Below are 250 nucleotides of genomic sequence, written 5' to 3' on the forward strand. Positions count from 1 at the left end.
GTGGCAAAAAGAATTTCGGCGCACAACAATGCCCAGGACAGCAAGGCCCCAAGCAGCGACACCGCCAGCCCAATACTGATCAGCAAGCCCCCCCAAGGGCCGACGATATGCTCCAGCACCGAGGCCAGCGACGGGTTCTGCAGCTTGGCCAGCTCCGGCTGGGTCATGATGCCTAGCGAAAGCACGTTGACCAGCACCAGGAACAGCAACACGGTGATGAAGCCGATGACCGTGGCCTTGCCCACGTCGG

General features: G+C 61.6%; 1 protein-coding gene. It reads right to left on the reverse strand.

What is annotated here, in order from left to right:
• Positions 1 to 250: amino acid permease (locus tag J5M56_RS26040; protein WP_207938193.1), on the reverse strand; the 250-nt coding region annotated here is incomplete at both ends.

The sequence above is a fragment of the Pseudomonas sp. 51_B genome, from assembly GCF_017491595.1.
In the GTDB taxonomy this organism is placed as follows: domain Bacteria; phylum Pseudomonadota; class Gammaproteobacteria; order Pseudomonadales; family Pseudomonadaceae; genus Aquipseudomonas; species Aquipseudomonas promysalinigenes.